This is a genomic window from Mesorhizobium sp. B2-4-3 (genome assembly GCF_006442815.1).
Classification (GTDB): Bacteria; Pseudomonadota; Alphaproteobacteria; order Rhizobiales; family Rhizobiaceae; genus Mesorhizobium.
In genome coordinates this window covers 20,907-43,441 of the sequence record NZ_VFVL01000003.1, presented here as the reverse complement: position 1 = coordinate 43,441, position 22,535 = coordinate 20,907, and the positions used below count along the sequence as shown (strand labels likewise).

Here is a 22,535-nt window from a genome sequence, read left to right as displayed (position 1 = left end):
CGCGCCCTGAAAGACGAAGCATGTACCGTTACGACGAGTTCGACCACGATTTCGTTCAGGCCCGTGTCGCCGAGTTCAGCGACCAGGTGAAGCGCCGGCTTGCCGGCGAAATCAGCGAGGACCAGTTCCGGCCGCTCCGGCTGATGAACGGCGTCTATCTGCAGCTGCACGCCTATATGCTGCGCATTGCGGTGCCCTACGGCACGCTCAACAGCCGGCAATTGCGCATGCTCGGACACATCGCGCGCAAGTACGACAAGGGCTACGGCCATTTCACCACGCGCCAGAACCTGCAATTCCACTGGCCGGCGCTCGCCGACGTTCCGGCGATCCTGGCCGATCTCGCCAGCGTCGAGATGCATTGCATCCAGACTAGCGGCAACTGCATCCGCAACGTCACCGCCGACCATTTCGCCGGTGCCGCCGCCGACGAGGTCGCCGATCCGCGTCCCTATGCGGAAATCCTGCGGCAATGGTCTTCGGTGCATCCGGAATTCTCGTACCTGCCGCGCAAGTTCAAGATCGCGGTGACGGGCGCCGAGCGCGACCGCGCCGCCATCCAGGCGCATGACATCGGCCTGCACCTGAAGAAGAACGCGGCCGGCGAGCTGGGTTTTGCCGTCTATGTCGGCGGCGGCTTGGGCCGCACGCCGATGATCGCCAAGAAGGTCCGCGACTTCCTGCCGGAAGCCGAGTTGCTGTCCTATTGCACGGCGATCCTGCGCGTGTACAACCTCTACGGCCGCCGCGACAACAAGTACAAGGCGCGCATCAAGATCCTGGTGCACGAGACCGGCGTCGAGGAGATCACCCGCCAGATCGAGGCCGAATGGCAGCAGCTCAAGGACACCGAGCTGAAGTTGCCGGAGGCCGACATCCAGGCCATCAACGCCTATTTCGCGCCGCCGGCGCTGTCGGCCCGGCCGGAAGGCGATGCCCTCGTCAAGCAAGCGCGGCTCGATTCCAAGAGCTTTTCGGAATGGCTCGACCAGAATGTCGTGACGCATCGCCATCCCGACTATGCGGCGGTGACGATTTCGCTCAAGGGCATCGGCGAGGTGCCCGGCGATGTCACCGACAGCCAGATGGAAGCTGTGGCCGACATTGCCGAGAAATATGCTTTCGACGAATTGCGCGTCAGCCACGAGCAGAACCTGATCCTGCCGCATGTGGCGCGCGCCGATCTCAAGGTGGTCTATGACGCGCTGGTCGAGATCGGCCTGGCGACCGCCAATTCCAACCTGATCAGCGACATCATCTCCTGCCCCGGCCTCGACTATTGCGCGCTGGCCACGGCGCGTTCCATTCCGGTGGCGCAGGAAATCTCACGCCGCTTCGCCTCGCTCGAGCGGCAGCGTGAGATCGGCGAGTTGAAGCTGAAGATCTCCGGCTGCATCAACGCCTGCGGTCACCACCATGTCGGCCATATCGGCATCCTGGGGGTGGAGAAGAAGGGCTCCGAGCTCTACCAGGTGACACTCGGCGGCTCGGCCGACGAGAACACCTCGGTCGGCGAGATCATCGGCCGCGGCTTCTCCTCGGAAGAGATCACCGATGCCATCGAGCAGATTGTCGATACCTATCTCGGCCTTCGGCTCAACCCCGACGAACGTTTTATCGACGCCTACCGCCGTGTCGGTCCCGCGCCGTTCAAGGAGGCGCTCTATGCTGGCGAAACCAAGGCCGCTTGACAGGGTAGGCGGCGTCGAGGCCGGCGTTGCCGCGGAAGCGGCGGGGCTGGACGCGCTGCTCGGCCATCTGAAGCCGATCGAGATCATCGAGCGCTCGGCGCGCGAAGCCTTCCGCGGCGAGGTCGCCGCGGTGTCGTCCTTCGGCGCGGACTCCGCCGTGCTTCTGCACATGATCTCGGAGATCGACCGAACCTTGCCGGTGATCTTCCTCGATACCGGCAAGCATTTCGAGGAGACGCTCGGCTATCGCGACGCGCTGGTCGCCGATTTCGGCCTGACCGATATCAGGGTGATCAAGCCGGAGGAGGCGGCGCTCGAACAGGTCGATCCGACCGGCAGGCTGCATGAGACCAACACCGACGCCTGCTGCAATGTGCGCAAGGTCGAGCCGCTGGCGCGTGGCGTCGAGCCGTTCCGCGCCTGGTTCACCGGGCGCAAGCGCTTCCAGGCTTCGACGCGCGCGGCACTGCCCGTCTTCGAGGCGGTCGGCTTGCGCATCCGCATCAATCCGCTGGCGCATTGGACGACCGCCGACCAGGCAGACTACATGCGCGCGCATGCGCTGCGCGAAAATCCGTTGGTCGCCTATGGCTATCTCTCGATCGGCTGCTTCCCCTGCACGCAGCCGGTGCAGCCGGGCGAGGATGCGCGCAGCGGCCGCTGGGCAGGCCACGCCAAGACCGAGTGCGGCATTCATTTGTCGGGGCTAGAGAAGTCGCTGACCGACGCTTCGCTTTAGGTTATGTAATATTCAGGTACTGCTGGCCACCGACGGTGGCCTGCTCCCTTTTTGTGCTTTTAGGATCTTTGATGACTGGATCGACGACAGCGGGGACCCGCCTCTGGACCCCGGATGGTTTTCGCGAGGATGAGTGGACGCACGCCGAAAGCGTCGAGGCGCTGGCCGGCAATGGCCGCTTCATCCTGCCGCTGCAGGCCTTTCTCGGACTCGATGAGGAGGTCCGCAAATCGGCGCGCGAGCGCATCGGCGTCCTGCTGCAGCCTGGCGACGAGCTCGACAAGATCACCGGCCTGCTGGACCAGCTGTCGCTGGTGGCGCTCGCCTTCCCCGCCTTCAATGACGGCCGTTCCTTTTCCAAGGGCGAATTGCTGCGCGCCCGGCATGACTTCAAGGGCGCGGTGCGCGCGACCGGGCAAGTTCTGGTCGACCAGCTGCCGCATATGCTGCGGCTCGGCTTCGACGAGTTCGAGGTCTCCAATCCGGTGCTCTTGAAGCGCCTGGAGGAAGGGCGGACCGGCGGTTTGCCGGTCTATTACCAGCCGGCCGTGGAAGTGGAGCCCAAGGGTCCAAAATATTCGTGGCGACGCAAGCGTCCCAGCTGATCGAGACTTGTGCAGCAAGCTGGATCATCCTGGTCCGACCACCGTTGCGTATTTTGTCGGCCAAATCTGCTCAAGACAGGCCTGGAACGCAACCTGTATTGTTCTGGTCAGACCACATTGGCGATTCAGGCTTCCCCTCCCGTCGTCTTGCCCTTAGGATAGGGTCATTATTTCGCGCTGCGAAATAAATAGCCAGCTAAGGGAGGAAACGGCATGGCAGGCAAGAAGATATTGATGCTCGTTGGCGAGTTCAGCGAGGAATACGAGATTTTCGTCTTCGAACAGGCCATGCACGCGGTCGGCCACACCGTCCATGTCGTGTGCCCGGACAAGAAGGCCGGCGACGTGCTCAAGACCTCATTGCACGACTTCGAGGGCCACCAGACCTATACCGAGAAACTCGGCCACGACTACATCCTCAACAAGACCTTCGCCGAGGTGAACCCCGCCGACTACGACGCGGTCTACGCGGCGGGCGGGCGCGGGCCGGAATATATCCGTATCGACAAGCGCGTGCAGGCGCTGGTCAGGCATTTCCATGAGACCGGCAAGCCGATCTTCACCATCTGCCATGGCGCGCAGATCCTGATCGCGGTCGACGGCGTGGTGCGCGGCAAGGAAGTGGCGGCGTTGCATTATTGCGAGCCGGAAGTGACGCTTGCCGGCGGCATCTATATCGATGTCGCGCCGACCGGCGCGCATGTCGACGGCAATCTGGTTTCAGCCAAGGGCTGGCCCGGCCTTGCCGCCTTCATGCGGGAATGCCTGAAAGTGCTGGGCACCGAGATCCGCCATGGCGAAGCGCTGATGCGTGACGACCGGAAGGCGGCCTGAATCGTCAGTCGCGGCGCGCGGCTACCGCCGCCGCCCGCCGCCTGCATTCTCGGCCTCTGCCCCGCCGAGGCGGTCAAGCAGCTCGCGTAGCTGCCGGGGCATTTCCTTTTCCAGGCGAAATGCGGGCAAGGTGCGCAGAAAGCGCTTGGTCGCTTCGCTGCCCGCCTGCCGCCTGATATCGTTGGCCAATTCGGCGCGCCTCTTGCCTTTGTTGCCGTTCATAGTCCCAAAATCCTGTGTTGGCTTCGAAACTCCCGCAGCCCTTCTATGGTTCCCGCACCGGCGCTCGAGGGCAAGCAAAGCTGCTCGATACGGTAAAATTTGAATTAATCTGGAACGACACGCTGATGTCGGCCACCAACGCTTACCCCTTGATTTTTGGCCCCCAAACCTCGATATCGGGCGCAAATCCAGACCAATCCGAATGACGGGAAACGCGATGAGCGACCAGGCAAAAGACGAACGCACGCCCGAAGAGATAGAAGCCGCCGAGGCTTCCGGCGAGCGTGCGGAAGGTGGCGTCGACGGCGACTACGAAGCGCTGGTGCGGCTGCTGAAGGAAAACGAGGAACTGAAGGACCGCGCGCTGCGCACGGCGGCCGAAATGGAGAATTTGCGGCGGCGCACCGCGCGCGACGTGCAGGACGCCCGCGCCTACGCCGTCGCCAATTTCGCGCGCGACATGCTGTCGGTGTCCGACAATCTGCGCCGCGCGCTGGATGCGATCCCCGCCGAGGCGAAGGCTGGCGGCGACGCCGGCTTCAAGTCACTGATCGAGGGCGTCGACCTCACCGAGCGCGCCATGCTTTCGGCGTTGGAACGCCATGGCGTGAAGAAACTCGCGCCCGAAGGCGAGAAGTTCGATCCGAACTTCCACCAGGCGATATTCGAGGTGCCCAATCCGGAGGTTCCGGCCGGCACCGTCGTCCAGGTGGTTCAGCCGGGCTATTCGATCGGCGAGCGCGTGCTGCGGCCGGCGATGGTCGGTGTCGCGAAGGGCGGCCCGAAGACGGCCGCCGAGGCCAAGGTCGAGCCGGGTCCGGTGAACGAGCAGGCCGAGAAGGATGCGTAGTTAGGGGAGTAGGGGAGTAAGGGAGTAAGGGAGTAGGGATAGCGACCGTACAATTCACGCGACTTGTGCTACTTAATTCCCTATTCCCTTACTCCCTACTCCCTACTCCCTACTCCCCTGCTCTCATGAACCCCATCGCGTTGCTCGACTATGCCGGCGTCGCCGTCTTCGCAGCGACGGGCGCGCTTGCCGCATCGCGCAAAGAGCTCGACATCATCGGCTTCCTGTTCCTGGCCAGCGTCACCGGCATCGGCGGCGGGACGCTGCGCGACGTCATCCTCAACCTGCCGGTGTTCTGGGTCGCCAACAGCGGCTATATGCTGATCTGCGCCGTGGTCGCGGTGCTGGTCTTCTTCAGCGCCCACCGGTTCGAATCCCGCTACAAATTGCTGCTGTGGCTCGATGCCATCGGACTGGCCGCTTTTTCGGTGATGGGCGCGGCCAAGGGGCTGGCGATCACCGGCTCGCCCGTCGTGTCGGTCATCACGGGCGTGCTGACGGCGACCTCCGGCGGCATTTTGCGCGACCTGCTCGCCGGCGAGCCCTCGGTTCTGCTCAGGCCCGAGATCTATGTCACGGCCGCCCTTGCCGGCGCCACCATCTTCACCCTTGGCGATCTTGCCGGCCTGCCTGCGCTGGCGTCCAGCCTGCTCGGCTTCGCGGGCGCATTCATGGTGCGCGGCGGGGCGCTTAAATTCGGCTGGTCGTTTCCGGCCTATAGGAGCCGGCCGGGGCGAAGGCCGGAGGATATTCCCTGAGGGGGTAGGGTTAGTGAGTAGTCAGTAGTCAGTAGTCAGTAGTGACAAGGCGAGAGTGGTGGTATCCATCACTGCTCACTACTCACTACTCACTACTCACTGGAATCACGCCGCGAAGCGCTGGCCTTCGCCGCCATAGTAGTTGACGTAGCGGGCGCCGATCTCCTTGACCGGCATGACGACGAAGACGTCGACGGTCGAGAATTCGTGGTCGATGACGCAGCCGTCGCCAATGCGGGCGCCGACGCGCAGATAGCCCTTGACCAGCGGCGGCATGGCGGCGATCGCCGCCTTGGTGTTCACCGCCTCGATCGGCATCAGGTCCATGGAGCAGTAACGTCCCGGAACCGCGCGGACATCCCAGGCGGAGTCGGTGCGGCAATGATGGGCGAGGTAGGTCAGCGCCTCGGCATGCGCCGCCGGCACGATGCCATGGAAGGAGGCGCAGCCGGTCATCACGCCGATGTTGTAGTGATTGATGTAGGCCCAAATGCCTTGCCAGAGCGCTTCGATGGTGCGCTTGGAACGGTATTCCTTGAGAACGCAGGAACGGCCAAGCTCGAGGAAGCGCTGGCCGGGGTGCCGCGCGATCAGCTTGGTGAGCTCGAACTCGCCCTCGGAATAGAAGCCGCCGGCGGTCGCGGCGATCTCCTGCCGCAGCAGGCGGTAGGTGCCGACGATGCGGCGGTGCTCAGGGCCGGGAAGGGAAGTGTCCAGCACCAGAAGGTGATCGCAGAGCGGGTCGAACCGGTCGGCGTCGCGGCGGTCCTGCGCCTGGAACAGGTCCTTCCTCGCGCCAAGCTCGTCGTAGAATACCCGATAGCGCACTTCCTGGGCGGCGGCGATCTCGGCCTCATTGCGGGCGAGCCGCACTTCGAGATTGCCGATGCGGCCCAGCGGAGCACCGCTTGCGACGGCGTCGGCGGTACGGGCGGCGAGCAGGGCGCCGCCGGCATTCGGCCGAGTGTCACATTCAGGCACGACTGTATGCACGAGTGATTCTCCTTCGAGCCATCCCTCTTGGCACGGGGATACGGTGTAGGTGCAACAGGATTGTGACAGTACCGTGATACGACGTGGCGGGCAATACTTTGTCGGCTGGGCAATACCCTCAACCGGCTATCTTGTGATCGCGAAAGCCAGGCAAGCCAAGGCGTTCAACGGTTAAAAATTTCCTCAGGCGGCAACCTGGCCCTCGACTGCCTGGACGAGCGCGTCCGGGTCGAGTGGCTTGGTCACGAAACCGCTGGCGCCATGGGCGAGCACGGCATGCCGGGTCTTTTCCTGGCTGTCGGCCGAAAGCACCATGATCGGGATCGGCGGCATGGCCAGGGACTCCTCATGGCGGCGTATGGCGGCGATCGCGTCCAGCCCGTCCATGACAGGCATATGCAGGTCCATCAGCACCACATCGAAGCGAAACTTGAGGCCGGCATCGGTAACGGCATCGACCGCGGCCTTGCCGTTGCCGACGATCTTGACGCGATGCCCGGCCTTCAACAGCGTGGCACGGGCGAGCATGGCGTTGATGTCATTGTCTTCCGCGATCAGCACCGACAGGCCCTGGTCGCGCTTGCGCACCGAGGGCGCCCCGCGCGGTTCCGGCCGCGGCTGGGCGAGCGCGGAGCCATGGCTGGTCAACAGCACCCGCAGCAGGGTCTCGCCGCGCACCGGCCTGGCGAGGAAGGTGGCGTAGCCGCTGGCGCGGAATTCGCCGAGCATGCCGCGATCGGTCGGCGCGATCAGGGTGACGGCCTCGCAGTCGGCGAAGCCCGAGTCGCGCAACCGCTTGAGCAACCTGCCGTCGCTGTTTTCGAGCGCGGCGTCGATCAGAAGCACGTTGCAGCCGGCGGCGAAGGGGGCGGCCTGGCTTGGTGTCGCCGCGATCTCGACGATGCCGCCATGGGCCATGATCGTGCGGGCAATGGCATCGGCCTCGATGGCGTTTTTCGACACGATCACCGCCCGCCGGTCGGCAAGGATGTTGTGGCGATGCGGCGGCGGCTCGGTCGCGGCGACCGCCGGAAGCTCGAGGACGAATTCGGACCCTTCGCCGAGCCGGCTCGAAACCGAGATCGCGCCGCCCATCGCCGTCGCTAGCCGCTTCGAGATGGCAAGACCGAGACCCGCGCCGCCATGCACCCTGGTCGAGGTGCCGTCGGACTGCTCGAATTCCTCGAAGATGCGCTCCATGTCCTCTTCGCGCAGGCCCGGGCCGCTGTCGGCGACGGTGAAGCAGATGCGGTCTGTGGTTTCGGTGCGGGCGCGCGCCACGGTGAGCAGCACGCCGCCCGTGTCGGTGAACTTCACCGCATTGCCGATGAGGTTGAGCAGCACCTGGCGCACGCGGCCGGGATCGGCGGTGATCATCTGCGGCACGTCGGGCTCGACATGGCAGCCGAGGCCGATGTTCTTGGCGAAGGCCTTCGCGGCCAGAAGCTCGATGATGTTGTCTGCGATCTCGCGCAGCGAGGTCGGCTGCGGCTCGGGCTCGAAGCGGCCCGCCTCGATCTTGGAATAGTCGAGCAGGTCCTCGATGAGCGCGAGCAGCGCGCTGGCCGAGGTGGAAACGGCGCCGACATAGGTGCGCTGCTCGGGCGAGAGGTCGGTGTCGGCAAGCAGCTTCGCCATGCCCATGATGCCGTTCATCGGCGTGCGAATCTCATGGCTGACGGTGGCCAGGAAGCGCGATTTGGCCTGGCTGGCATATTCGGCCCGTTCGCGCGCGGTGATCAGTGAGGATTCGGCGCGCTTGCGGGCGGTGATGTCGCGGGCGATCGCCCGGTGCGAGACCGCGCCCGTGTCCTTGTCGCGCACCGACAATTCGATCCAGGAGAACCAGCGCGGCCCGTTCGGGGTGCGGATCGCTACATCGGTGGAACTCAGGCATTCATGATCGGAGAAGGCGGCGTCGGGAACGATGCCGACATCGATGCCAAGCTCGGACAAGGTCTTGCCGGCAAGATCGCGCGCGTCGAGCTCGACAAGCGAGGCGAAGACGCTGTTGGCATAGACGATATGGCCGTCGCGATCGCGGTGGACGACGAGATCGCCAAGCGCGTCGATCAGGCCGCGGAAGCGTTCCTCGCTCTCCTGCATCTCCCACATGCGATCGGCGAGAGTCTCGATCTCGGCGCGGCTGCGGGCGGCGGTCGCGTCGAGAAGCGCTGCGGTGCGCCGCTCGTCGTGACGGCTGCGCAGATGCATGGCAAGGCCGGCAAGCGCGGCGGCCGCAAGGCCGATTGTGACGATGAGCGGCGCGCCGGTAAGATGCGCCAGCCCCGCCATGACGGCGATGGCGACGATCGTCAGGAACGGCAAGCCTTCGTGGCTCGCCGCGGGCAATTCAGGAGCCAGCGGCGGCGCGACGAGCACCTGCCGCGTCGGCGCATCGGGTATGAGCCTGTCAGCGCCAGCGGCTTTGCTATCCTGTCCGATGTCGGAGTCCGCGACCATGCGCAGACCATGCCAGACAGAAATTATGGAAGACTGGGACGGATCGTTCGAATTTTAGCGATTGCGCGGATTCTAACCACCGCATGCGCGGGCGAAACCGAACTCTGGTTCGTTGTTTTTACGCAATTCCGGACGGAAAGCTACGGCGAAGTCGCCGAGCCTAACCACCGTGCACTTTTCCTGGAATTGCTGCCAGCTACATATCGACGACGACGCGGCCCCTTATCTTGCCTTCGACGATGTCGCGCGCGGCGGCGACAACGCCGTCGAAACCGATCGTGCGCGACAATGTCGACAGCTTCTTCAAGTCGAGATCGGTGCCGATGCGGCGCCATGCCTCCAGGCGGACCGCCTTCGGCGCCATCACCGAATCGATGCCCAGCAGCGAGACGCCACGCAGGATGAAGGGCGCGACGCTTCCCGGCAGGTCCATGCCGCCGGCCAGACCGCAAGCGGCGATCGCGCCGCCATAGGAGGTCATCGACAGCGCATTGGCCAAGGTATGGCTGCCGACCGAGTCGACGCCGCCCGCCCAGCGCTCCTTGGCGAGCGGCTTCGCCGGCTGGCTGAGCTCCTCGCGCGAGATCACCTCGGCCGCGCCGAGGTCTATCAGATAGGGGCTCTCGGCGTTGCGGCCGGTCGAGGCGACGACGTGGTAGCCGAGGCTCGACAGGATCGAGATGGCGACCGAGCCGACGCCGCCGGCAGCACCCGTCACCACCACCGGGCCGCGGTCCGGCACGATGCCATGCCGCTCCAGCGCCATGACGGAGAGCATTGCCGTGTAGCCCGCCGTGCCGACGGCCATCGCATCATGCGCGCTCATGCCCTCGGGCAACGGCACCAGCCAGTCGCCGTTGACGCGCGCGCGGCCGGCATAGGCGCCATAATGCGTCTCGCCGACGCCCCAGCCGTTGAGGATCACCTTGTCACCCTTGCGCCAGTCGGCATGCGAGGAGGAGATCACGGTGCCTGCGAAATCGATGCCTGGAACCAGCGGCCAGCGGCGCACGACCGGCGCCTTGCCGGTGATGGCGAGCCCGTCCTTGTAGTTCACCGTCGTCGCCTCGACGGCGACGGTGACATCGCCTTCCATCAGGTCGGCCTCGGTGAGGTCGACGACATCGACGGACTGCTTCTTGTCCGCATCGCGCGAAACGAGGATGGCTTTGAAGGTATCCGACATTTTTTCTCCTCGGTTCTGGGCTTTACGTTTTAAGCAATTCCGGACGGAAAACCGCTGCACACTTTTCCTGGAATTGCTCTGAAGTCTGCGGTTTCAACCGCGTGAGGTCAATTGCCTGGATCCTGCGGCTTGGCCTCGCGGCCCCAGCCGATCAGCTCGTCGAAGACGACAAGTGCCGCGCCTACCGAGATGAAGGCATCGGCCAGATTGAACACCGCGAAGGACCAGACCGGCGTGTGGAACAGGATGTAGTCGATGACGTGGCCGTAGACGGCGCGGTCGATGAGATTGCCGAGCGCGCCGCCGATGATGAGCGCAAAGCCGATGCGGGCGACGACATGGCCGGCCGGCGTGCGCGTGGCGAGGTAGAGCACGAAGGCGACGACCAGCACGGCGACGACCACCAGGCCGGTATCGCCGAAGGACTGGAACATCGAGAAGGCGATGCCGGTGTTGTAGGTGCGGAACAGCGCCAGGAACGGCAGCAGATCGACCTTCTCCTGAAATGCGAGACCGTTCTCGACCAGCTGCTTGATCCACTGATCGAGCGCGATGGCGATGACAACCAGCACGACGTAAGGAGACCAGGATTTCATTTGGCAATCCTCATCGGCTGTCGTTGGCAGGCTCGAGCTTCAACGCGCCGCGCCTGATCTCGAACAACATCACGCCGGTGGCAACCGCCAGATTGAGCGAATCGGCCCGGCCTGCCTGGGGGATTCTGAGCAGCCGGTCGCAGCTTTCGGCGAGGCTGTCCGGCAGCCCCTGCTGCTCGTTGCCCATCAGCAGCAAGACCGGCCCCCTGGAGAAATCGACGGAGCGATAGTCGACCGCGCCCTTGAGGTGCGTTCCTGCGACCAGGCCGGAAAAATCGCGCCGCCAGGCAAGGAAGGCCTGCTCGGTCGCCCTGGCGACCGGCACGGCGAAGATCGAGCCCATGGTGGCGCGCACCGTCTCGAGCGAGAACGGGTCGGTGGTGTCGCCGACCAGGATGACGCCCTTGGCGCCGACGGCGTCGACGGTGCGGATCACGGTGCCGAGATTGCCGGGGTCGCGCACCCGGTCGAGCGCGACCCAGACATCGCCGTCCCTGGCGCGGACGTCCTTCAGCGGCACGGTCTGCTGCGCAAACACGCCGACCACCATTTGCGGGTTTTCACGGCGGGTGATGGCCGCGAGCACCTTTTCGGAAACTTCGAGCACCATGCCGCCGGCGGCAACGGTCCGGGCGGCGGCCTTTTCGATGGCCGCGTTGCCGCGTCCGGCCTTGGCGAAGACCAAAGTCCTGATCGACCAGCCGAGGTCTAGCGCGTCGATGACCAGCTTCAGGCCCTCGGCCATGAAGGCGTTCTGCTGGTCGCGGAATTTCTTGAGCGCCAGCGCCTTGATGTCCTTGATCAGGGGATTGGCAAGGCTGGTGACTTCCTTGACCTGCCCGACAGGGCGCGCGCCGTCATGTGCCGTCATTCAAGCCACCCAGCGCGAGAACAGCGAGGTCGACAGCGCGCGGCCGGCCGATTTCTCGCGAATGACCAGTTCGCCGGATTCGATCGTGCCGCCCATGCCGGCGAAAGTATCGCGCATCAGCGCATGGATGGCGAAGAAAGAGGCGCGGATCGAATAGGCGGTGAGAACGACGGCGAGCGGCTTCGGCGTAAGGATCGAGCGGCAGAGGTCGGTGAGGCCCGGCAGGTCCTCGAACAATTGCCAGACCTCGCCCTTGGGGCCGCGGCCATAGGCCGGCGGGTCGAACAGCACGATGTCGTAGCGGCTGCCGCGGCGCTCCTCGCGCTCCGCGAACTTCACCGCGTCCTCGACGATCCAGCGGATCGGCTTGTCGGCAAGGCCGGCCATTTCCTGGTTCTCGCGCGCCCAGCCGATCGCTTTCTTCGAGGCATCGACATGGGTGACCTCGGCGCCGGCGCGGGCCGCTACCAGCGAGGCAAGACCGGTATAGCCGAACAGGTTCAGCACCTTGACCGGTCGCTTCGCCGCCGCGATCAGCCCCGCCATATGGTCCCAATGCGAAGCCTGTTCCGGAAAGACGCCGACGTGACGAAACGAGGTGAAACGGCCGAGATAGTCGATGCCGTCATGCTTCATCGGCCAGGTTTCGCCAAGCGGCGCCTTCGGAAAGCGCCAGCGGCCGATGCCTTCCTCGTCGGTGTCGCCGGTGAAGATGGCGTCGGCGCGCTGCCATTCCTTCACCGGAAGGGCCCGCTGCCAGATCGCCTGGCCTTCGGGGCGCACGATGCGGTAGGGGCCGTATTGCTCGAGTTTTTCGCCGGCGCCGCTGTCCAGCAGCGCGTAATCGGCGTTGGGCGCGACTTCGAGGATCAATGGCAGGCGCTCGGCAGGCAGCACGCCTTCGCGGCGCGCAAGCACGCGCGGCGCCGGTTTGGCGTCCTGCCGGTCCGCCTGTCTCGTTTCACGTCGCTCGGCGGGTGCGGCCTGCTGACGTCCGGCCGGGAATGCATCCCGCGAGCGGGGCTGTTCCGCCCTTGCGGGATGCGGGTGGCCATCGCGGCGTTTGTCGCGAAAAGATTTCAAGAAGTATCATCTCCGGCGGTTCGGCCCGCTTCTGCCACAGCAACACCCTTCGGTGCAACAAAGCACGCAGCGAGCGGTGGCTTCCGGCCGCGCCTTCGCGGTTCTATCCTAAGCGGCAGATGTCCCGTTCCGCCCGTCTGCTCGACCTCGTCCAGATCCTGCGCCGCTACCGCCGGCCGGTGAGCGGCCATATGTTGGCGGACGAGATGGGCGTCTCGATCCGCACGCTCTATCGCGATATTGCGACGCTGCAGGGGCAGGGCGCGCCGATCGAAGGCGAGGCCGGGCTCGGCTATGTGCTGAAGCCCGGCTTCATGCTGCCGCCTTTGATGTTCAGCGACGAGGAGATCGAGGCGATCGTGCTCGGGTCGCGCTGGGTGGCGAAGCAGCCGGACAAGAGGCTGGCCACCGCCGCGGCCGATGCGCTGGCAAAGATCGCGGCGGTGCTGCCGGATGATTTGCGCGAGGATCTCGACGCGACGACGCTGCTTGTCGGACCGCGCGTGGAGAGCGCCGAAGCGATCGACCTTGGTGTCGTGCGGCAGGCGATCCGCGACGAGCGCAAGCTCGGCTTCCTCTATCGCGACGCCGGCGGTTCGGCATCCGAACGGATGGTCTGGCCGTTCGCGCTCGGCTTCTTCGACAAGGTGCGGGTGATGGTGGCGTGGTGCGAGATGCGTCAGGATTTCAGGCATTTCCGCGCTGACCGGATGTCCGACCTGACAGCGACAGACATGCGCTATCCGCGCCGCCGCCAAGCGATGCTCAAAGAATGGCGGGCAACCCTCGATCTGCCAGGCCAAAATGGAGCGAAAGACGCTTCCCGCTGATCGCTACTGCCAGAATCTGACAGCAGGTCCGCTTATGGTTCTCAAGGTTCAGAAACGTTGGAGATCAGATATGACCGCGCCGAATTTCGTCATCCTCTATGTCGACAGCCCGGAAAAGAGCGGCGCTTTCTATGCCAAGCTGCTCGGATGCGAGCCCGTCGAGTCCTCGCCGACCTTCGCGATGTTCGTGCTCGATAAAGGCTTCAAGCTTGGCCTCTGGTCGCGCCACACGGTGGAGCCGGCGGCCGCAGCAACGGGTGGCGGCGGCGAGATCGTGATCGCGGTGTCGGATGCGGGCGCCGTCGATGCGACGCATGCGGACTGGGCGGGACGCGGCCTGAACATCCTGCAAACGCCGACCGATTTGGATTTCGGCCGCACCTTCGTCGCCCTCGATCCGGACAATCACCGCCTGCGCGTCTACTGGCCGTTCGAGGGAGCGCAAGGATGAGCGCTTTCTGGGTTGCCGTCGCGTCGGCCGAGCATGTGCGGATCGGCCGCAAGAATGGCTTCATGCAGGTCAATCACGGCAAAGCGGCGCCATTGCGCCGCATCAAGCCCGGCGACGGCATCGTCTACTACTCGCCGAGCACCGTGTTCGACGAGAAGGATGGGCTGCAATCCTTCACCGCGATAGGCACGGTGCGGCAAGGAGAGGTGTATGAGGGCGTCATGGGCGGCGGTTTCACGCCAGCGCGGCGCGACGTCGACTGGTGTGACGCCGAGGAAGCGGCTGTCAAGCCGCTGCTCGGCAGGCTGGATTTTACCGCCGGCAAGCCGAATTGGGGCTACCAACTGCGCTTCGGTCTGTTCGAAATCAGCGAGCATGATTTCCGGCTGATCGGCGGAGCGATGGGAGCCAACCTGGCGTCTACTTGAGCGCCCTATAGACGGCGATGCCGGCGGCAAGGTCCTCGAGCGCCGCGCCAACTGACTTGAACAGCGTGATCTCGCCGTCGGTTTGCCGGCCCTGTTTCTCGCCGCGCGCAAGCTCGTGCAGGTCGGCGACGATCGCTTCCGGCTTCAGCACGCCCGAGGCCAGCGGCTGGACGATGTCGCCCGCCTCCTTGGTGGCGCCGGCGCGGGTGTCGACATAGACGCGGGCACGGGAAATCGCGTCGTCATCGGCCTCGCGCATGTCGGGCGTGAAGCCGCCGACGAGATCGACATGGGCGCCCGGCTTCAGCAGCGCGCCCTTGACCAGCGGCGTGTTCGAGATGGTCGCGGAGGCGACGATGTCGGCCTCGGCAAGCTCGGCGTCGAGATCGCCGGCTGCACTCACCGGAAGGCCTTCGGCGCGCAAGGCGGCGGCCACCTTTTCGGCATTGGCCGGCGTGCGGTTCCAGATGCGGATGGATGTGATCGGCCTGACCGCCGAATGCGCCTTGGCAAGGAATGGCGACAGGGCGCCGGCGCCGATCACCAGAAGCCGCGAGGCGTCCTTGCGGGCGAGATAGGAGGCGGCAAGCGCCGAGGCGCAGGTCGTGCGCCACTGTGTCAGCCGCTGGCCGTCGATCAGCGCCTGCGGCTCGCCGGTGACGCCGTCGAGCAAAAGGTAGAGGCCCATCACCGACGGCTTGCCTTTTGTGTTGTTGTCCGGTGACACGGTGACGATCTTGACGCCGATATGGCCTCCCGCGGAGGTGCCCGCGGCGTTGAAGTCGGTCCAGGCCGGCATCAGAAGCAAGGTCGAGGCGGCGCCGTCCGGCCGCTCGACGCCATGGTGGTGGCGGACTGGCTGCACGGCACCATCGCGGAAGGCGGTGCGCAGCGTCTCGACAAGGCCCGGAAAGGTCAGCGCCCGGTCGATCTCCGCGGCCGAAATGGTCAGCATTGAAAGCTCCGTGGTGTCGAAATGACGCTCGACCATCTTCTACGCAATTCCGGGCGTAAAACCGCTACGCACTTTGCCTGGAATTGCTAAAGCGCGTCGCGCTGAAACAGATTCAGGCGACGCGCTTTAAGCCTTTGTTGATGCATGTCGTTGTCCCAGAACCGCTGCGCACTTCTGGGCGACATGCATTAGCTCGTCGGGCTGGGCAGCGCCGGTCCCTTGGGCGCAACGGGCGCGCGGCTCACCGCCTGGCGCAGATTTTCCGCCTCCAGGCCGCGCTGGCGCGCGAGCTTGCGATAGCGCCCCTGCTTCACCCAGGTCGCCATGCTGCCGACGACCATGCCGACGGCCAAGGCCAGGAACAGGAAGATGAACAGCGGCAGGTTCAGGGTCAGCGCGGGATTGCCGGGATGGAATGGATCGAGCGTGAAGGCGACGGAGCCGCGATTGGCGACGGCGAGCGCGATCAGGATGATGGCCAGCGGCACGAAGACCACGACGAGGATGAAGCGATTGAACATCAGATCTCCATATAGAGAAGCGGCTTGCGCCAAGATGCCGTTTCGACCCGCCGGCGCGGCGCCTATTTGCCGCCGTTCAGCCTTTCGCGCAACTCCTTGCCGGTCTTGAAGAACGGCACCCACTTTTCCTCGACCTCGACGGATTCGCCGGTGCGCGGGTTGCGGCCGGTGCGGGCGGGGCGGTTTTTCACCGAAAAGGCGCCGAAACCGCGCAACTCGACCCGGTTGCCCTCGGCAAGCGCATCGGTGATCTCATCAAAGATCGCGCCGACGATGTTTTCGACGTCGCGTAGGAAAAGGTGCGGGTTGCGTGCAGCGATGATCTGCACAAGCTCCGATTTGATCATAGAACGTTCCCCGTAAAACCACTGCTATCGATTATCAGAATGATTTTTATTGATTTTTTGGCTCGTACCAACGGCACCTCAAGGGTGCCAGACCGAAACGAGACCGTCAAGAAACAAGCGGTCGGCGCCAAGTTCGTGAATGACATCGCCGCCGGCATCCGGCAGACCGAGCGCCTTGGCCGCCACTTTTGCCATCGACTGCGAAAACAGGAAACCGCCGCGCCGGTCCTTGTCTTTCCATTCGACGACCTTGAGCTTGGCGTCGACGCCCTTGGTCGCCAGCCAGTCGATTGCCTCCTGCTCGCCGCCGACGGCGTCGACCAGATGATTGGCCAGAGCCTGGCGGCCGGTGAAGATCGAACCGTCGGCCAGCGCCAGCGCCTGGTCATGCGTCATCTTGCGGCGGTCGGCGACGATGCCGACGAACCAGTCGTAACTGTCGAGGATCAGCTTGCGCACCATGGTGCGCTCGTCGTCATTGGTCGGCTTGAAGGGCGAGGGCGAAGCCTTGAGCGGCGACGATTTCACCTCCTCAAGCTTGATGCCGAGCTTATCCATGAGGCCGCTGACGTCCGGATACTGGATCAGCACCCCGATAGAGCCGACGATGGAGGTCTTGCGGGCGACGATGTGGTCGGCAGCGCTGGCGATCATATAGCCGGCGGATGCCGCCAGCGTGCCGACTTCGGCCACCACCGGCTTGTCGCCGGCAAGCTTGCGCACCTGCTCGAAGATCGACTCTCCGCCGACCGTGGTGCCTCCGGGCGAATCGATCGACAGGATGATGCCCTTCACCTGAGGCGACGTGCGGATAGCTTCCAGCCTTTTGAGTAGTTCCTCGTCCTCGGTGATGGTGCCTTCAATCTTGACCTTGGCGATATGAGGCACTGCCTGGCCGGTAAAATTGTCGTCATAGACCCAGGCCGAGAAGGCGATAATCGCTGCCGCCAGAACCAGAAACGCGGCGACGCGCCAGAACGTCAGCTTGCGGCGCAAGCGGCGGCGGTCGATCAGGTCGTCGGCTCTCATTGCCATCGTCAGCCTCATGTATGGGTGGAAGCACGCTTTTAAAGCAAGCCTCGGCGCACGGCTACCGTTTCCTGGAGCGGTCACCGCTTCACGGAACGGTGACACGCTCTATTCCTTGTCCTGATGCAATTCCCGTCGGAAAAGGCCCGGTTTCGGGCTTCGGCGTTGACGCCGGCCTCACGAAAAATTAACGCAAGCAGTCCGTATCTGCTATGAAGTACAAGCCGTCTCGCCGGATTCCTCTCGATTTTGCGGGCGGCAGTTGTCACATTTTTGCAGTTTTCCTCCGCTTGTGCTTGCTTGTAGGTGCCGGCATACCACCTATAGGCGGTGTTTGGGCGGGCAAAGGTCCATTAGAAAAGTCATGTTGGCGCGATCTGACGAAACGAGCGATGCCGCTGAGGCATCGGCTCCCGCGAGCCAAGACGGCACGCGTGGCGATGCCTTCGACCGCGCGCAGCGGCACTCGCGCCGCGTCCGCGTGCTGAAATTCGCCGTGCCGCTGCTCGCGGTCGCGATCGCCGTCGCCTTTCCGGTCTACTCCTACCTCAAGGCGCCCCTGTCCGTCTCGGTGCAGGCCGATGGCACGGCGTTCTCCGACGGCAAGCTGGTGATGGCCAATCCGAAGCTCAATGGCTTCACCAAGCAGAAGCTGCCCTATTCGCTGACGGCGACCAGGGCGACGCAGGATGTCGGGCAGCAAGCCGTCATCGACCTCGACGGCATCAATGCCAAGCTGCCCGTCGCCACCGACAATATCGTGTCGGTCGACGCCGCGCACGGTATCTACAATCGCGACGCCAATACGATGGACCTGACCAGCGAGGTCAGCGTGACGACGACGGACGGCCTGGTAGCGAAGTTCAAATCGATCTTCCTAGACATGGGCAAAGGCTCTATGAAGACGAGCAATCCGGTCGACGTCAGCCGCGGCGGGTCGCGCATCACCGCGGACTCGATGTCGGTCGAGGACAATGGCAGGCTCGTGGTCTTCGAGAACCGGGTTCGCGTCAACATAGATCCAGCTGCGCTGAAGGCAGCGGGGGTAAACGGTGGAGAACAGAATGCGTCGCAGTAAATCCGCATGGCTTCCGGGCGCTGCTTCCGCATTGCTGCTTTTGGCAACCGCGCATTCGTTCGCGCAATCGAGCGCGACCAGCCAGATCCCGGGGTTGAAACTGTCAGGCGACCAGCCGATCCAGATCGAAAGCGACAAGCTTGAGGTCCGCCAGGCCGACAGCATGGCCATATTCAGCGGCAACGTCACCGTCAATCAGGGACCGACCCTGCTCAAGGCCGGCAAGATGACGGTCTATTACGTCAAGGATGCCAATGCCGGCAAAAGTGCCGCGGCCGGCGCATCGGCGATGACGGGCGCGGCCAATATCGACCACCTCGAGGTCGAGAACAAAGTCTACATCAAATCGAACGACCAGATCGCCACCGGCGACACCGGCAAGTTCGACATGAAGACGCAGGTGCTGGTGCTTTCGGGCAAGGAAGTGGTGCTGTCGCAGGGCGACAACGTGCTCAAGGGCTGCAAGCTCACCGTGCAGATGAAGAGCGGCCTCGGCAACGTCGAGGGCTGTCCGCGCGTCATCATGATGTTCAAGCCGCAGAAACAGGACACGCAGCAGCAGGGAGCGTCGAGCAACTAATGGCCGGCGTGACCTCGCTGCTGGCCCGTCTTCCAGGACGGGCAGCCGCACAACCCGCTGCGCCGGCGACGGTCGGCACCGACAAGGCGAAGTTCAAGGGTACCCTGATCGCCAAGGGGCTGACCAAGAGCTACAAGGGCCGCAAGGTGGTGAGCGGGGTGACGCTTGGCGTGCGCGCCGGTGAGGCCGTCGGTCTGCTCGGCCCCAACGGCGCAGGCAAGACCACCTGTTTCTACATGGTCACCGGCCTTGTTCCCGTCGACGAAGGTTCGATCGAGATCGACGGCTTCGATGTCACCTCGATGCCGATGTACCGGCGTGCCCGCCTCGGCATCGGCTACCTGCCGCAGGAAGCGTCGATCTTTCGCGGCCTGAATGTCGAGCAGAACATTCGCGCCGTGCTGGAGGTGGTGGAAAAGAGCCGCAAGGAACGCGAGCGCATGCTCGACGAGCTGCTCGAGGAGTTTCACATCAGCCATCTGCGCAAGGCGCCGTCCATGTCGCTGTCAGGCGGCGAACGGCGTCGCCTTGAAATCGCGCGAGCGCTGGCGACGCGGCCGGCCTATATGCTGCTCGACGAGCCCTTCGCCGGCATCGACCCGATCGCCGTCGCCGACATCCAGCAGCTCGTTCGCCATCTGACGGCGCGCGGCATCGGCGTCTTGATCACCGACCACAATGTGCGCGAGACGCTCGGCCTGATCGACCGCGCCTACATCATCCATGCTGGCCAGGTGCTGACGCATGGCCGCGCCGACCAGATCGTCGCCAACGCCGATGTGCGGCGTCTCTATCTCGGCGAGGGCTTCACGCTCTGACCCGCGGGTTCCGACGCGGTTTCGATGGCCGCGTCGTGGCTTTCGGTCATTTTAGCGCTCGATAACGCTCCGGTAAGCCGCAACTGCTAGCGTTTTCCTTGACAAGCAAAAGCCGGGCCAGTTTCTATGCCCGACCGAAAAACAGTCGACGCGTAGACGAGGCGTTTGAATCCCACCATGGCGCTGGCAGCCAAACTGCAGCTCAGACAGTCCCAGTCGCTGGTGATGACGCCGCAGCTGATGCAGTCGATCCGGCTGCTGCAGCTTACCCATGTCGAGCTCGAGCGCTTCATCGACGAGGAGATCGAGCGCAACCCGCTGCTGGAACGGGCCGAACCGCAGGACGATGCCGCCGGCGATCTATCCCAGAAAAGCGAGGCGTCGCCGGAAAAGGATACCGAAGGCGATTGGTTCGAGGGCGAGACGGAGTGGAGCTCGGAAGCGATCTCGCAAAAGCTCGATTCTTCCCTGGAGAACCTGTTTCCCGACGATCCAGGCACCAGCGAGAGGCTGGGGCCGGATCTTACGGCGCAATGGAAGTCGGCCGCTGGGGGCGGCGCGGGCGCAGCATCGTCCGAGGGGTTCGACGTCGGCGACATGGCCGCGGCCGCCATTACGCTGCGCGAGCATGTCGGCGAGCAGATCGCGCTTGCTTCGCTCGGCCCCGGCGAGCGGCTGATCGCGGGTGAGCTGGCCGACGGGCTCGACGAAGCTGGTTATTTGCGCGCCGAATTCGATGAGATCGCGGTCCGGCTCGGCGCGGATGAGGCGGCGGTGGCGCGTGTGCTTGGCGTCTGCCAGGCCTTCGAGCCGGTGGGACTTTTCGCGCGCGACCTTGCCGAGTGCCTGTCGCTGCAGCTTGCTGCGCGCGACCGGCTCGATCCGGCGATGAAGGCGCTGGTAGCCAACCTCGAGCTTCTGGCGCGGCGGGATTTCCAGACGCTGAAACGCATCTGCGGCGTCGACGAGGAGGATCTGCTCGACATGCTGGCCGAGATCCGCGCGCTCGATCCGCGCCCCGGCCTGGCGTTTTCGGGCGGCGCGAGCGATGCGATCGTCGCCGATGTCGAGGTGCGCGCCGCCAATGACGGCAGCTGGGCGGTGGAGCTCAACGCCGACACGCTGCCGCGCGTGCTGGTGGACAATGTCTACTTCGCCCGCGTTTCGAGCCACGCCAAGGATCAGGCGGAAAAGGATTTTCTCGCCGAATGCCTGCAGAACGCCAACTGGCTGACGCGCAGTCTCGACCAACGGGCCAAGACCATCCTCAAGGTGGCGTCCGAGATCGTGCGGCAGCAGGATGCCTTCCTCGTCCACGGCGTGCGCCACCTCAAGCCGCTCAACCTGCGCACGGTGGCCGACGCCATCGGCATGCATGAATCGACCGTCAGCCGCGTCACCGCCAACAAATACATGCTGACGCCGCGCGGCGTCTTCGAGCTGCGCTATTTCTTCACCGCGTCGATCGCCTCGGCCGAAGGCGGTGAGGCGCATTCGTCCGAGGCAGTGCGCGACCGCATCAGGCAGATGATCGACGAGGAAAAGCCCGCCGACGTGCTTTCCGACGACGCCATCGTCGACATGCTCAAGGAAAACGGCGTCGATATCGCGCGCCGTACCGTCGCGAAATACCGCGAAGGCATGAACATCCCATCGTCGGTGCAGCGGCGGCGGGAGAAGCGAGCGCTGGCGAACGCCGGCCGCTAGGCCGCCCCCGAATCTCGACAGTTCTCCACAATTCCCAAGCTTGATTGACAAGCTGCAATGAAGTGGCTAGAAGCCCGCCCGCATGAGCAGGGCGGTAATGCCAGCTTGCGAATGGGTCCGTCAGACACGGCCACGGACGGCCAAGAAGGCGACTTGTGATCAACCGGAAAGTTCGGGTCTAAAATCGGCGCGCATGCCGCTGCGAAGCTTGTGCGCGCGCACCACGGGTATAAACTCGGGAACAGTTTGAAGCCTGAGCAAGGAAGGTCAGTTTTCAGATGAATCTACGCATTTCGGGAAAACACATGGACATCGGCGATGCGTTCCGTACGCGCATCAACGACCGGGTCGGCGAGGCGATCGAGAAATATTTCGATCGGGGTTTTTCAGGACATGTCACGGTCATCAAATCGGGGTCGCGTTTCTCCGCCGACTGCATGGTCCGGCTCGATTCCGGCGCTTCGCTGCAGGCGACCGGCGACGCCCAGGACCCGACGCTGGCCTTCGAGGCGGCGGCCGACCGCCTGGAAACACGGCTGCGGCGCTACAAGCGCCGGCTGAAGTCGCGCAATACGGGCAACGGCAATGGCGAAGAGCCGACCGACATCGCCTACACCGTGATGGCTCCTCTCACCGACGATGAGGAAGATATTCCGGAGGACTTCGCTCCGGTCATCGTCGCCGAATCAAGCATGACGCTGCGGACCATGTCGGTGGCGTCGGCGGTCATCGAGCTCGACAACAGCGACAGCCCGGTCTTCCTGTTCCGCAACGCCGGAACCGACCATCTCAACATCGTCTACCGCCGGCCGGATGGCAACATCGGCTGGATCGATCCGTCGACGACCAAAGTCGCGCAGGGATAAAAAGCCAGCCGCGCGAGGGGGCGACGACTGGCGC

General features: G+C 64.3%; 25 protein-coding genes. 14 read left to right on the top strand and 11 right to left on the bottom strand.

Going from position 1 to position 22,535, the window contains the following annotated elements:
* Positions 1 to 20 precede the first annotated feature (20 nt).
* The 4 genes from FJ956_RS04295 to FJ956_RS04280 all read left to right on the top strand — a co-directional run bounded on the left by FJ956_RS04295 (position 21) and on the right by FJ956_RS04280 (position 3,869).
* The gene (locus FJ956_RS04295) at positions 21 to 1,691 is read left to right on the top strand and encodes a nitrite/sulfite reductase (RefSeq protein ID WP_140674118.1); all 1,671 of its coding nucleotides are present in this window, start codon (positions 21 to 23) and stop codon (positions 1,689 to 1,691) included.
* Entirely contained in the window at positions 1,666 to 2,430 is a 765-nt protein-coding gene (locus FJ956_RS04290) for a phosphoadenylyl-sulfate reductase (RefSeq protein ID WP_140674120.1), read from the top strand. Before FJ956_RS04295 ends, FJ956_RS04290 begins: the two co-directional genes overlap by 26 nt.
* 71 nt (positions 2,431 to 2,501) lie before the next feature.
* A complete protein-coding gene (locus tag FJ956_RS04285; RefSeq protein ID WP_140674122.1) occupies positions 2,502 to 3,035 on the top strand; it encodes a DUF934 domain-containing protein in 534 nt (177 codons plus the stop codon).
* A 213-nt stretch (positions 3,036 to 3,248) separates the two neighbouring features.
* Positions 3,249 to 3,869 carry a DJ-1/PfpI family protein gene (locus FJ956_RS04280; protein ID WP_140644581.1) on the top strand — a complete coding sequence of 207 codons (621 nt, stop codon included), beginning with the start codon at positions 3,249 to 3,251 and terminating at the stop codon, positions 3,867 to 3,869.
* A gap of 21 nt (positions 3,870 to 3,890) precedes the next feature.
* On the opposite strand, the gene FJ956_RS04275 is transcribed toward FJ956_RS04280, so the two are convergent.
* Positions 3,891 to 4,091: a hypothetical protein gene (locus FJ956_RS04275; protein WP_140674124.1), complete on the bottom strand. Its 201-nt coding sequence runs from the start codon at positions 4,089 to 4,091 to the stop codon at positions 3,891 to 3,893.
* Between the two features lie 217 nt (positions 4,092 to 4,308).
* Between FJ956_RS04275 and grpE the strand changes: the two genes are divergently transcribed.
* Positions 4,309 to 4,941 (top strand): nucleotide exchange factor GrpE, encoded by a 633-nt coding sequence (grpE, locus tag FJ956_RS04270; protein ID WP_140674126.1) that lies wholly within the window; start codon positions 4,309 to 4,311, stop codon positions 4,939 to 4,941.
* Between the two features lie 125 nt (positions 4,942 to 5,066).
* Positions 5,067 to 5,699, top strand: a complete 633-nt coding sequence (locus tag FJ956_RS04265) for a trimeric intracellular cation channel family protein (RefSeq protein ID WP_140781949.1) — start codon at positions 5,067 to 5,069, stop codon at positions 5,697 to 5,699.
* 105 nt (positions 5,700 to 5,804) lie between these two features.
* On the opposite strand, the gene FJ956_RS04260 is transcribed toward FJ956_RS04265, so the two are convergent.
* The 6 genes from FJ956_RS04260 to FJ956_RS04235 all read right to left on the bottom strand — a co-directional run bounded on the left by FJ956_RS04260 (position 5,805) and on the right by FJ956_RS04235 (position 12,891).
* Complete coding sequence (locus tag FJ956_RS04260; protein WP_140674130.1) at positions 5,805 to 6,692, bottom strand: GNAT family N-acetyltransferase; 888 nt, start codon at positions 6,690 to 6,692, stop codon at positions 5,805 to 5,807.
* 183 nt (positions 6,693 to 6,875) lie between these two features.
* Positions 6,876 to 9,155: a PAS domain-containing hybrid sensor histidine kinase/response regulator gene (locus FJ956_RS04255; RefSeq protein WP_140674132.1), complete on the bottom strand. Its 2,280-nt coding sequence runs from the start codon at positions 9,153 to 9,155 to the stop codon at positions 6,876 to 6,878.
* Between the two features lie 196 nt (positions 9,156 to 9,351).
* A complete protein-coding gene (locus tag FJ956_RS04250; protein ID WP_140674134.1) occupies positions 9,352 to 10,341 on the bottom strand; it encodes an MDR family oxidoreductase in 990 nt (329 codons plus the stop codon).
* A gap of 107 nt (positions 10,342 to 10,448) precedes the next feature.
* On the bottom strand, positions 10,449 to 10,937 hold the full coding sequence (gene lspA, locus FJ956_RS04245) for a signal peptidase II (RefSeq protein WP_140674136.1): 489 nt from the start codon (positions 10,935 to 10,937) through the stop codon (positions 10,449 to 10,451).
* A gap of 10 nt (positions 10,938 to 10,947) precedes the next feature.
* A complete protein-coding gene (locus FJ956_RS04240) occupies positions 10,948 to 11,808 on the bottom strand; it encodes an RNA methyltransferase (protein WP_140674138.1) in 861 nt (286 codons plus the stop codon).
* Entirely contained in the window at positions 11,809 to 12,891 is a 1,083-nt protein-coding gene (locus FJ956_RS04235) for a class I SAM-dependent rRNA methyltransferase (RefSeq protein WP_140674140.1), read from the bottom strand.
* 119 nt (positions 12,892 to 13,010) lie between these two features.
* Here FJ956_RS04235 and FJ956_RS04230 point away from each other — a divergent pair, with 119 nt between their 5' ends.
* The 3 genes from FJ956_RS04230 to FJ956_RS04220 all read left to right on the top strand — a co-directional run bounded on the left by FJ956_RS04230 (position 13,011) and on the right by FJ956_RS04220 (position 14,600).
* Positions 13,011 to 13,721, top strand: coding sequence for a YafY family protein (locus FJ956_RS04230; protein WP_140674143.1), 711 nt, complete (start codon positions 13,011 to 13,013; stop codon positions 13,719 to 13,721).
* 70 nt (positions 13,722 to 13,791) lie between these two features.
* On the top strand, positions 13,792 to 14,172 hold the full coding sequence (locus FJ956_RS04225) for a VOC family protein (protein WP_140674146.1): 381 nt from the start codon (positions 13,792 to 13,794) through the stop codon (positions 14,170 to 14,172).
* Positions 14,169 to 14,600, top strand: a complete 432-nt coding sequence (locus FJ956_RS04220; RefSeq protein ID WP_140674148.1) for an EVE domain-containing protein — start codon at positions 14,169 to 14,171, stop codon at positions 14,598 to 14,600. The genes FJ956_RS04225 and FJ956_RS04220 overlap by 4 nt, the downstream gene beginning before the upstream one ends.
* On the opposite strand, the gene FJ956_RS04215 is transcribed toward FJ956_RS04220, so the two are convergent.
* From FJ956_RS04215 to sppA, 4 genes are all read right to left on the bottom strand, one after another.
* A complete protein-coding gene (locus FJ956_RS04215) occupies positions 14,593 to 15,555 on the bottom strand; it encodes an ornithine cyclodeaminase family protein (protein ID WP_140674150.1) in 963 nt (320 codons plus the stop codon). The genes FJ956_RS04220 and FJ956_RS04215 overlap by 8 nt on opposite strands.
* Positions 15,556 to 15,743: 188 nt before the next feature.
* On the bottom strand, positions 15,744 to 16,076 hold the full coding sequence (locus FJ956_RS04210; RefSeq protein WP_140674152.1) for a DUF1049 domain-containing protein: 333 nt from the start codon (positions 16,074 to 16,076) through the stop codon (positions 15,744 to 15,746).
* A 62-nt stretch (positions 16,077 to 16,138) separates the two neighbouring features.
* Positions 16,139 to 16,423: an integration host factor subunit beta gene (locus tag FJ956_RS04205; RefSeq protein ID WP_027165368.1), complete on the bottom strand. Its 285-nt coding sequence runs from the start codon at positions 16,421 to 16,423 to the stop codon at positions 16,139 to 16,141.
* Positions 16,424 to 16,501: 78 nt separating this feature from the next.
* Complete coding sequence (gene sppA / locus FJ956_RS04200) at positions 16,502 to 17,458, bottom strand: signal peptide peptidase SppA (protein WP_140674154.1); 957 nt, start codon at positions 17,456 to 17,458, stop codon at positions 16,502 to 16,504.
* A gap of 358 nt (positions 17,459 to 17,816) precedes the next feature.
* Between sppA and lptC the strand changes: the two genes are divergently transcribed.
* From lptC to raiA, 5 genes are all read left to right on the top strand, one after another.
* Positions 17,817 to 18,530, top strand: a complete 714-nt coding sequence (gene lptC, locus FJ956_RS04195; protein WP_140674156.1) for an LPS export ABC transporter periplasmic protein LptC — start codon at positions 17,817 to 17,819, stop codon at positions 18,528 to 18,530.
* A complete protein-coding gene (locus tag FJ956_RS04190; protein WP_140674158.1) occupies positions 18,517 to 19,110 on the top strand; it encodes an LptA/OstA family protein in 594 nt (197 codons plus the stop codon). Before lptC ends, FJ956_RS04190 begins: the two co-directional genes overlap by 14 nt.
* Complete coding sequence (gene lptB / locus FJ956_RS04185) at positions 19,110 to 19,928, top strand: LPS export ABC transporter ATP-binding protein (protein WP_140674160.1); 819 nt, start codon at positions 19,110 to 19,112, stop codon at positions 19,926 to 19,928. Before FJ956_RS04190 ends, lptB begins: the two co-directional genes overlap by 1 nt.
* A 177-nt stretch (positions 19,929 to 20,105) precedes the next feature.
* A complete protein-coding gene (gene rpoN, locus FJ956_RS04180; RefSeq protein WP_140674162.1) occupies positions 20,106 to 21,635 on the top strand; it encodes an RNA polymerase factor sigma-54 in 1,530 nt (509 codons plus the stop codon).
* 278 nt (positions 21,636 to 21,913) lie between these two features.
* Positions 21,914 to 22,501 (top strand): ribosome-associated translation inhibitor RaiA, encoded by a 588-nt coding sequence (raiA, locus tag FJ956_RS04175; RefSeq protein WP_140644560.1) that lies wholly within the window; start codon positions 21,914 to 21,916, stop codon positions 22,499 to 22,501.
* Positions 22,502 to 22,535: the final 34 nt, after the last annotated feature.